Origin of the sequence: Bacillus cereus group sp. BceL062 (assembly GCF_051780025.1) — a bacterium.
Lineage (GTDB): Bacteria > Bacillota > Bacilli > Bacillales > Bacillaceae_G > Bacillus_A > Bacillus_A toyonensis.
Genome location: NZ_JBPWGY010000017.1, coordinates 50,483 through 59,600 on the forward strand (window position 1 = coordinate 50,483; position 9,118 = coordinate 59,600).

Sequence of the window (9,118 nt, forward strand, 5' to 3'; positions counted from 1 at the left end):
TGATTTAATTTCGATTAAAAAAACGTTGAATGAACGTTTTTTTGGTGTTATCTTGCTGTTCTTGGCGATCTTCATTCAATAGTTCAATTGCTTTATCCAGTTTTTCTTGTAATAACTGAATCTGTAAATCCTTGTCTTCTTTTTCTGAGCGTTCCTGTAATAATAGTTTAATGATATCTTGGTTCTGCTGTACAATTTTATCTTGTTGCTCAAACATGTAAGAGAATTTTTCTTGAATCATCAAAATATCTGTTTCTGAACGTTTTCTGAGCGTTACTTGAACTTCATTTTCTTTATGAACGCTATCCGTTTTCTGAGCGTTCTCTTCAGTGTTTTCCATGCTTCTTGTTGCAGCTTCTTCTAGTTTCCAGTTTTGATTTAAGTATTCTTTCATTTGCTTTAAGATATCTATATCATTCTCATAGTAAATGCGTTGATTACGCTCATTTCTTTCAAATATATATTCCATTTTTTCTAGTTCAATTGACCATCTGCGAAGTGTATTGGTGTTTATATCTAGTTGTTTTGCTACTTCTTGTGCAAAATATCCATATTCCAAACTTCACACCTCCATTATTTGTGTGTTAGATATTGATTCGTTCTTGAAAAGATCTTTCCTTTAAGAGTAAAAATTTTTATAGGCAGCCACCTAATCATTTGTACTCATATCAGTGTGTTTGTATACATACTTATATATTAAGTCAGTCTATACATCTAGCGTTAATGTTTTTCCAATAATAAACGCTATTCGTTCTAATAGCGTTTATTGTTGGAAGTAAACAAGTATTTATACAACATTAATGTAAGTAGGAAATTATTTTAAAACTAACTATTAATATTAGAAGTTTGTTGCTGATATAAGAATTTTACTAGATATTTGCAATAGAATCAAAGCTTTCATTAATAGAATTAGCAATTAAGTACTGTTTTTTAATTACAAATGTCTAAAAAGCAAACAAAAAGCTATATTTATATGTGAACGCTATGCGTTAAAGTAGCGTTTTACTGTTGTATAAAAGCTTGCATAGTATGTATTACTTGAATTTTAAAAAGGTACTGATATTATTTGTTAGATTTTGAATCTCAAACGGGGTTATTTTTATAAGTGAAAAGTAATGAGGATTATTTGGAGGTAAAATGTGTTGTTTGAATATTAAATAGTTATAGTTAAAAAACTTAATTTAGGGTTTCATTTGTATTAGTATGGACCAGATTTCTGAATAATATACACCAATAATTTGATATGAAATGAGAGGAAAAGGGGGTAATAGATCTAGACGTTTATTAACTTGACAAGGATAATTGTGATTAAAACATATTGAAAGAAAAAGTATAAGGAAAAATTTAATGTTATTTTGTTGATGCTTACAGTAAATAAATTCTGTTTTAAAAAAAGTAAAAACTATAAACTATAAACATATTAAAGTGAAATTTCGTCTCGTTAGTTTTACTTTACCAAATAATGATTAGGATGAGAGATTTTAAGATTCGTTAAAAGTAATAGAACAGATGTTGGAACAAAATGTAGACTGTACAATAGTGGAAGAGGGGGACGAAGACGCTTGTATAATGAAATTAGTTGTTAAGAAAATGTATGAAACAAGTTATTATACATTTTAAAGAGTGAAATCAATGCGTACGAAGCTTTAAAAGCACATAGATAATTTAGAACAAATTAATTAGATACTATTGAACAGTTTGATGAATACAAAAGGCCACTGCATTTACCCAACTGGTAGAATCATAGTTTAACCGAGTGTTTAAACTATGAATTATGACAAATTAAATAAAAAAATTAGGGAATCTTTTAGAAGATATGCTAAGCCTCCCTAAAAAGTTACAAAGAGATGTAAAGTACTATATTTAATAAATCTTGTTTTAGAAATTAAAATAAATAAAAACATTAAAATTAATTTTTGGCGCGTGACGCTAAGTGTATCAAGGTATTAGAGATTTATTCTTAGTAAATTTCTAAGCAAATAGTTTAGTAAACAATTTAATGTACTATATTCTTAAGGTGTAATTTTTTTGGTTGAATTAAAAGAAAAATAATTATAATTCATAGAAAATGCATATGATTTTTGAAGTTATTTTATTGAAGATCAATAAGGCGATAGAGAACTATAGGATGACATTACAAATAGCCTTGCTGTATATGTTTTTTTCAGCCAGGCTATTTGTAGCTGTATTTTTTTGATTTTAATTGTGCTCTTCTAAAAAATTGTAGAAAACAAATGTGTGAGTATTATTTGTATCTAAGAGTGAGCTTGTATTTTGTGCATTACGTTTTCTACGATTTTGATTCTGTTTAGATTTTTGTTTAAACATTTTTATGAAATGTGCAGGATTACTGTTTTCAGCTTTATTAAACTGGAACCATTGCACACATTCTTCAAAATCCCATCTTGTGTAGCGATCAATATCCGGTGGCAATCTTAAAGCAATTGTGTATGCATCACTTTCAGATAGGTATGTTAGCCCTTGACTCAACATGTAGTAATACGCTCTTTTCTGATTTTCACTCAAATAATCATTTAAGTCTTGTAATCTATTATTTTTTCCTTGTTCCTCATGATTGACAGCAGGTTTTGATTGCTCTTCAATGCCAAAAAAATCTAAGGAAGGTGAAGGTTTAAAATTGTTTTTTTGCATAAATTTAAGATCTGTTACATCAGAATTTTTACTAATTTTGTTCTTTAAAAATCTAGTAAAAGTAGCACAAACATCAATTGCTACAGCCCATTTTATCTTGAAATATTCAACGATTTTTAAATAGTTAATATGTATTGTTAAGATGTAAACAGAGGGAGCAATCTTTCCATGCCGTCTTACCTTTATTTGTTGGCATACTCCTAAATCTTGCAGCCAATTAAAAACGTAATTAATAATAGGTTTTGAAATTCCAGATTTTTTGCTGATGTGTTCTTGTCTAACTTGACTATAGCCTTCTTGTACTAAATAAGATAAAACAGTCTCTAAAGCTTCGTATTTCTTTTTGGTAAGATAATCTTTAGTGGTAGCACCTTCACACTCTAGGACAACACTATCAATATAAGAAGTTATTTTCTTGATTGCTTGATTGATAGCTCCAGGAGTTTTGGGTAAGTGATGGATGTGGGGACTTAGTTCCGCTTTTGCTCGACTAAGCAAAAAGTTTCGCAACAACACTGAAAAAACCTCCTATTTTTCCCACCGTAAATAAAAAGGAAGAACAGAGGTTTTATATTCACATTGTATATGCATTATGATATAATTTTAATATCAAGTATGATACTAAAGAAAAACACATATATTTATAGTGTGAATTAAAACCCTATCTTAGAAGTTTTTAATTGGTTCCGGTCGCCAAACTAGAAGCCAATTAAAAACTGGGCGGTGGGGTTTTATTTTTTTTGTTTTCTAAAAAACTTTCGTTCATAGGTAATTTATTTTTATTTTACAATTGTATGTACATAATATCAACACTCTAAGTTCATATTTGAAGAATAGGTACAAAATATAGAAGTAATTCACATTTATTTTCACCTAAATATCAGAATATTCACTTAACAATTGAGCAAGAAAGTGTTTCTAGGTACTGTGGTATAATTTTCTTACTTATATGTACGTTTCTGGATATTCGCGAAAAAAGACGAGGTGAAAATACATGAAGAAGTTATCTAGGGAAATTGATAATTATTTATCTTCTAAAAACAAAACATATACTGATCTTGCAAAAGAAATTGGAGTTGCTAAATCTACTATCTCTAATTGGATTAACAGGGATAAAGAAATATCTGTATATACATTTGCAAAAATTGCCTATGTCGTTTTTGAAAATGATAAAGATAAACAAGAACAAAAAATAATTGATTATTTAGGTACTTTAGAGGATAGATTAAACATAAATGTTAAAGTTGCATTTGCCCTTGCTCATTTGAACGATCACGTATTATTAATTGAATATCTCGCTGGAATATGTAAAGAGAGTAAGGATTTAGAAATGAGACGATTAGCAGATATATTTAATTTATATATTGATCGTTTGAAAGGTAAAAATGTCAGAGAAGTGTACTTGAATATCCAAAAAGCTAGAAATTCTAATGCGGATGTAGAAATCTTTTGTGATATACTCAGTATGTTAATTCTTTGTGATTTAGGGGATTTTGGACTAATGCAAGGGTATAAGGAAAGAGTCGAGAAGAATATTAGAGATGATAAATTAGTAACCAATACTTTCTTAAAGAGTTTATACGGATTTTGGGTAAAAGAACTTTGGAGTTATTCAATATTAAGAAAAAATAACTCTCTACAATTTGTAATAGAAAATGGTGAATTAAGAACATATAAGGATATTGATTTCTTCCCTGTTATGGAAGCTTTGTTGAACATTAGGAGTGGAGAAAACTTTATGTTTTCTGATTATAAAAAATCTTTATATTTCTTTCGAGAAGCGTTAAATGTATTGAAAGGCGCCAAAGGTAGTTTAAAATACAATATAGCTCTAAATGATATTAACTTTATTAGAATCTTTTGGTGGAAAGATCTAAATAAAATTGATTTCGATAGATTACACCCAGCTGAATACGCTTTGTTTTTAATTAAAAAGGGAAAATATCAACAAGCAATAAATATACTTGAAGAAATTAGATCAAAAAGAAAAATGTTAACACCACTTCAAACGTGTTACTTGGGAATGGCTAAACAAGATATACATTTAATTAAACAGTCTATTGATATGTTTAAAGTAAATAATGATTTTCTGTATGTAAAATTTGCTGAAGTAATATATGATGAATATGCAGAAAATATAATTTAGTTGTCAAGGGATGGTGAAAAAATGGTGAAAAAGTTATATGTATTAATAGTAGCCGCTATACTGTTATTAACCATAGTGAATAGTTCACTAGGTAAAATGGAAACACAACAGTACTCCCAAAAAGCTAAAAGTTCTGGGAATCAGTATATGGTGTATAGAATGATGGTCGATCCCGGCGGTGGTGGATAATTTTTTCATATTTTATTTAAAATATATATTTTTACAAAAGACATCGTTTTGAACGGTGTCTTTTGTGATTTTATAAACTGTTTTATAAATCCCTAGACGGGGAATTATGAAATTTATGTATTAATTTTCACAATATAAAAGCAAAAAAGGGAGGGGCAACAATGCGGAGAATGGGATTAAGCGTAAATGAATTATTGGAGATTGTGAAAACAATTGATTTACAAACTTTTAGTGAAATTGTGGATTTATGTGCGAGCTATGAACAAGAGGAATAGGAGATTCCCTATTCCTCTTGTTCAACTTGCGCTTTTAATTGGCTAGCATATTTTAATAGTTCTTCTTCAATACGGGGTTTATGTTTATCTGGTACACTCATGTATCGTTCATAGAGTAATCTAGCTAAACGCTCAACTGGATCTTCACCTTTAATACTTTTTAAGAGGTCTTCATCCGGAATTTCTTTTTGTAATAAAGAAGAGACACTGACATTTAAATAAGTAGCAATTTCCTCTAATTTATTTAAGCGTGGTGTTTTTTCTCCAGTTTCCCAACTAGATACAGTTCTATATGTAGTATTTAAATCTTCGGCCATTTCTTTTCGGCTTACTCCTTTTATAGCCCTTAATTTTTTTATATTTTTCCCAACAATATTTTCATCGATTTTCATTTTATTTATCACTCCAATTATATAATTTTGCATAGTAACATAAGATTTTCGGAAAAATTACACTTAAAGTGTTGATAATAAGAACTTAAGGTGTTGACTTTAGGCTCAAAGACTAATAAACTGTATATAGGGGGTGAGACACTTGACAGTTTTAAGAGAATTTCGTGAATCAAAAGGTTATACGATTAATGAGGTTTCAAAAGGTTCTAAAATTCCAGTAAGTACATTGTATGATGTTGAGTCGGGTAGAAAGGGTTTAATTTCTAGTCGGGCAAAAAGTATATCGGATTTTTTGGGAGAACCAGTCGAAAAGCTTTTTTTGGCAACATATTATCGAGCAAAGTTGGAATGAATTATTTTCATGAAAAATAATTATACATTTATATTGTAAATGAACAATCTATAAAAGGTACAATTTTATAATTATTTTTTAAAATATATTCTTTGAATTCATTAAGCATACAGTGAAGGAATAGAAGGAATCGACACCGCCTACACCAGAGACACCACAACCAGAACAAGCAGAAGCACCGCAATCACAGGTACCAGACCAACCAAAAGTAATCGGAAAACCTGTCATTCCACAAATAGAGAAATCACAACAGATTGCTATGAAACCACAACTAGAACAAACCCCAAAGAAAATCGAAACGTTTCTTCCAACAACAGGAGGTAAAGCCGAAAATCCATACATAAAATGGATTGGTCTTGCGTGTATCATACTTGGTTTATTTGAAGCCGTATTTGCAGTAAGAAACCATAAAAAATTTCAATTGTGATGTGAAAGAATATGAAGCTCATTTCAATGAAGTAGATGGAAATCCACTGAGCTTTACTATCGGATTTCAAAATGCATGTATACTCGTAATTCCCATTTGGACAGTTGTTTTTGGATAGGGAGCAAGAGATAAGAAAGCAAGAGGGAGATGATATGAGATGTCAGAAATCTATGTCGATAAAATGGGGAATTTAGGGAAACTTGAGGAAGACGTTATGCGGCGCAAGAGTGCTTTGTTGCCTGAAGAATTGATGCAAGCAATTTCAATCGCTCAAACGGTAATCAAGCCGAAAGAAAGGTATGATTTCTGGATAGAATCCGCTACAAAATTATTGGCAGGAAGTATTTTGTATTTAAATCAACGACATGGAGATTTATACTATTCAGATTTAGAAAAGGTTAGGGAATTTGTACAACAAGCAAAAGAAAAAGATAACTATCTTTTAGAGTTAAGGGAGTTATTGAAGAAAGATCATCCGGCCTATCAAATCTTTAGCGTGTTAGCCTTAGCAGCAAAAGAAACAAGGCAAGGCACAATCAATACACTTTTACGAATTTTAGCTGGGCAGCAAGAAAAACATGAGAAATTAGAGAAGCAGAGAGAGTATTTTTAGTTTCAGTACTAGTCATAAGTGGAAAATAAAATAGGAAGGAGTGCAACGCATGTTATGTATAGCTAAGAAGTACACAAAAGTGATTAGAGCTTTGAAAGAACCGAATGAAGGGGAAAAGATTGCAGGTGTCATAAAAGCACGTTTTGGAGCTTACAAATCGGTCATAGAAGGTGTGCAGGAAACAACAGATGATTTTATATTCATTTTTGATCCGAAAGGCATCTTTTTTGAAGATACACATCATGAAAAACGAAAACAAGGATATCACATCATCAAACATGATTTATTAACTGGTTATGAAATTCTTGAGATTGACTTAAAACAAAAATCAGTTGTGTATATCAATATAGAAATGGAAACAAGTACGTATCAAGAGAGAGGAGAAGCTTTATCAAATTTTCTTCAATATCTAACAGAATGCAAGAATATAAGACCGATTCACCTGATATTTCATCAATATGATTTGTACCCAATCCCTCATATAGAGCAGTTTTTAAAAGAAAGCGCAGCATACCACATTCAGCATTCAATCGTAGTTGAATCTCAATCCGCATTACAACACATATACGGAAAAGAGGCAGCACAACGCATCATAACCTCGTATAACCCAACAATCCTAGCATGATCTAAAGCACTCATTCACTATTTCATCCTATCTAGATGGCTAGAAAACTATACACGGGAGAAGCGTTTTTCTCCCTTCTTTATCAAAAATAGGAGGCGTTCATATGGGAAAAGAACAAAGGCTCACATTCTATGATATTGCCGCATCACAAGCTCATAGTATCAAAACTTTTGATGGGAAAACATACGAACTGAAAGGCACCATCGCAATTGAAAATAACACAGGAAGCATTGAAAATGTAGCTCAAATTTATTATCAAGTGCGTTCTGTCAGAGACGAACATCAAAACTTGATCGCAAAAAGGAAACATAAACAAGCGGAACTAGTAGCCGTAAAACAAAAGTGTAAATAAAAAAAGCGATTTTGAAGTGTGCTGAGAACATAGCACAAAGTAAGTTGTTCCTTGACAATTTAGATATATATTGCGTATATCTTCCTTTCAATATATATGCGTGCCTCCCTTGAGACGGTCACTAGAGGGGTTAGGTATACGATTATCGTTAGGTGAGTAAGAACGTAAAACTCATCTGTGACCACTGGGAAATGCATTGTATCAAAAATCTGTTTGCGCTAGTGGTCGTGAGGAATATCCCATTTTGACATTCTGAAGAAGCGATGAACCATACAAACAGTAGATACATAAGGTTCTACGTTCATGCCAAAATACGTAGTGCGGTATTGGGCCTATAGAAGCTAGGTCGGGGTTAGTTTCTATACGCATGCCAATACAGGGTTCGTCATTCCAGCCATAAATGATATTTCCATTTTCTATCCCACTTTCCTTTAAATGTTATAAAATAAAGACAGATGTTGAAGTTAAAATGTGTCTCATCACACTTCAAAATCGCTTATAAAAATATGACATAGGGAGGAACATGCATGAGTCGTAAAGGGTGGATCATTTCCGCTGTTGTTGGACTGTTAATTGCAATTGGTATTGGTTCAACATTTGTCTTTAGCTCGGGAAAAGGGGAAGTAATGGAACTTAGTCCGTTAGAAATGAAGAAGTTCATGAGTGAGGATGGAACAGGTTTTGTTATGTTAAATTCCACTAAGAAGAAAAGAGAAAATTGGCTTCACATTATAAAAAAAGCAGCGCAGCAAGAAAAAGTTCAGATACAAGAATTGAATGAAAAGCGTGAAGATGTACCAGGTTCAAGCAACCCTTATGATTGGGGATTATCACAAAGAAGAGATTCCCTGGCTTATTATGAAAAAGGAAAATTGAAAAAAGATATTGATTTTTCCACATTTAAAGAGTCAGAACTTGAAAAAGAAGTTACCTATTTTGTCCAAAATTGCAAAGATCAATATCAGAAGTAATCACATAATCATTGAAAGACCTGTGGTGTGATGTCAAGTAGGTATTTTAGTACTTGAACTATTAAATCTAGTATTACAGCTTAAAAAAGGCAATAGGAAACTAGACCATCAACTAATTGTAAAT

Annotated in this window: 9 protein-coding genes and 1 pseudogene; 7 read left to right on the top strand and 3 right to left on the bottom strand. The window is 31.2% G+C overall.

What is annotated here, in order from left to right:
• Positions 1–4: 4 nt before the first annotated feature.
• Together ACS2MN_RS28310 and ACS2MN_RS28315 are read right to left on the bottom strand one after the other, a co-directional pair.
• The gene (locus ACS2MN_RS28310) at positions 5–559 is read right to left on the bottom strand and encodes a MerR family transcriptional regulator (protein ID WP_098640988.1); all 555 of its coding nucleotides are present in this window, start codon (positions 557–559) and stop codon (positions 5–7) included.
• Positions 560–2,199: 1,640 nt separating this feature from the next.
• The gene (locus ACS2MN_RS28315) at positions 2,200–3,168 is read right to left on the bottom strand and encodes a Replicase RepFR55 (RefSeq protein ID WP_346994957.1); all 969 of its coding nucleotides are present in this window, start codon (positions 3,166–3,168) and stop codon (positions 2,200–2,202) included.
• 478 nt (positions 3,169–3,646) lie between these two features.
• On the opposite strand from ACS2MN_RS28315, the gene ACS2MN_RS28320 reads away from it, so the two are divergent.
• Entirely contained in the window at positions 3,647–4,798 is a 1,152-nt protein-coding gene (locus ACS2MN_RS28320) for an AimR family lysis-lysogeny pheromone receptor (RefSeq protein ID WP_346994958.1), read from the top strand.
• Positions 4,799–5,270: 472 nt separating this feature from the next.
• Here the strand turns inward: ACS2MN_RS28320 and ACS2MN_RS28325 are convergent, their stop codons facing one another.
• Positions 5,271–5,654: a helix-turn-helix domain-containing protein gene (locus tag ACS2MN_RS28325; protein WP_346994959.1), complete on the bottom strand. Its 384-nt coding sequence runs from the start codon at positions 5,652–5,654 to the stop codon at positions 5,271–5,273.
• A 142-nt stretch (positions 5,655–5,796) separates the two neighbouring features.
• Here ACS2MN_RS28325 and ACS2MN_RS28330 point away from each other — a divergent pair, with 142 nt between their 5' ends.
• From ACS2MN_RS28330 to ACS2MN_RS28355, 6 genes and pseudogenes are all read left to right on the top strand, one after another.
• Entirely contained in the window at positions 5,797–6,006 is a 210-nt protein-coding gene (locus tag ACS2MN_RS28330) for a helix-turn-helix domain-containing protein (protein ID WP_000217388.1), read from the top strand.
• Between the two features lie 94 nt (positions 6,007–6,100).
• A pseudogene (locus ACS2MN_RS28335) lies at positions 6,101–6,433 on the top strand (adhesin); the annotation flags it as partial.
• Positions 6,434–6,590: 157 nt separating this feature from the next.
• Entirely contained in the window at positions 6,591–7,046 is a 456-nt protein-coding gene (locus ACS2MN_RS28340) for a hypothetical protein (RefSeq protein ID WP_346994960.1), read from the top strand.
• A gap of 49 nt (positions 7,047–7,095) precedes the next feature.
• Entirely contained in the window at positions 7,096–7,671 is a 576-nt protein-coding gene (locus ACS2MN_RS28345) for a hypothetical protein (RefSeq protein WP_346994961.1), read from the top strand.
• A gap of 103 nt (positions 7,672–7,774) precedes the next feature.
• Positions 7,775–8,023 carry a hypothetical protein gene (locus ACS2MN_RS28350; protein ID WP_346994962.1) on the top strand — a complete coding sequence of 83 codons (249 nt, stop codon included), beginning with the start codon at positions 7,775–7,777 and terminating at the stop codon, positions 8,021–8,023.
• Between the two features lie 527 nt (positions 8,024–8,550).
• A complete protein-coding gene (locus tag ACS2MN_RS28355; RefSeq protein ID WP_000087510.1) occupies positions 8,551–8,994 on the top strand; it encodes a hypothetical protein in 444 nt (147 codons plus the stop codon).
• The last annotated feature ends 124 nt before the right edge of the window (positions 8,995–9,118 follow it).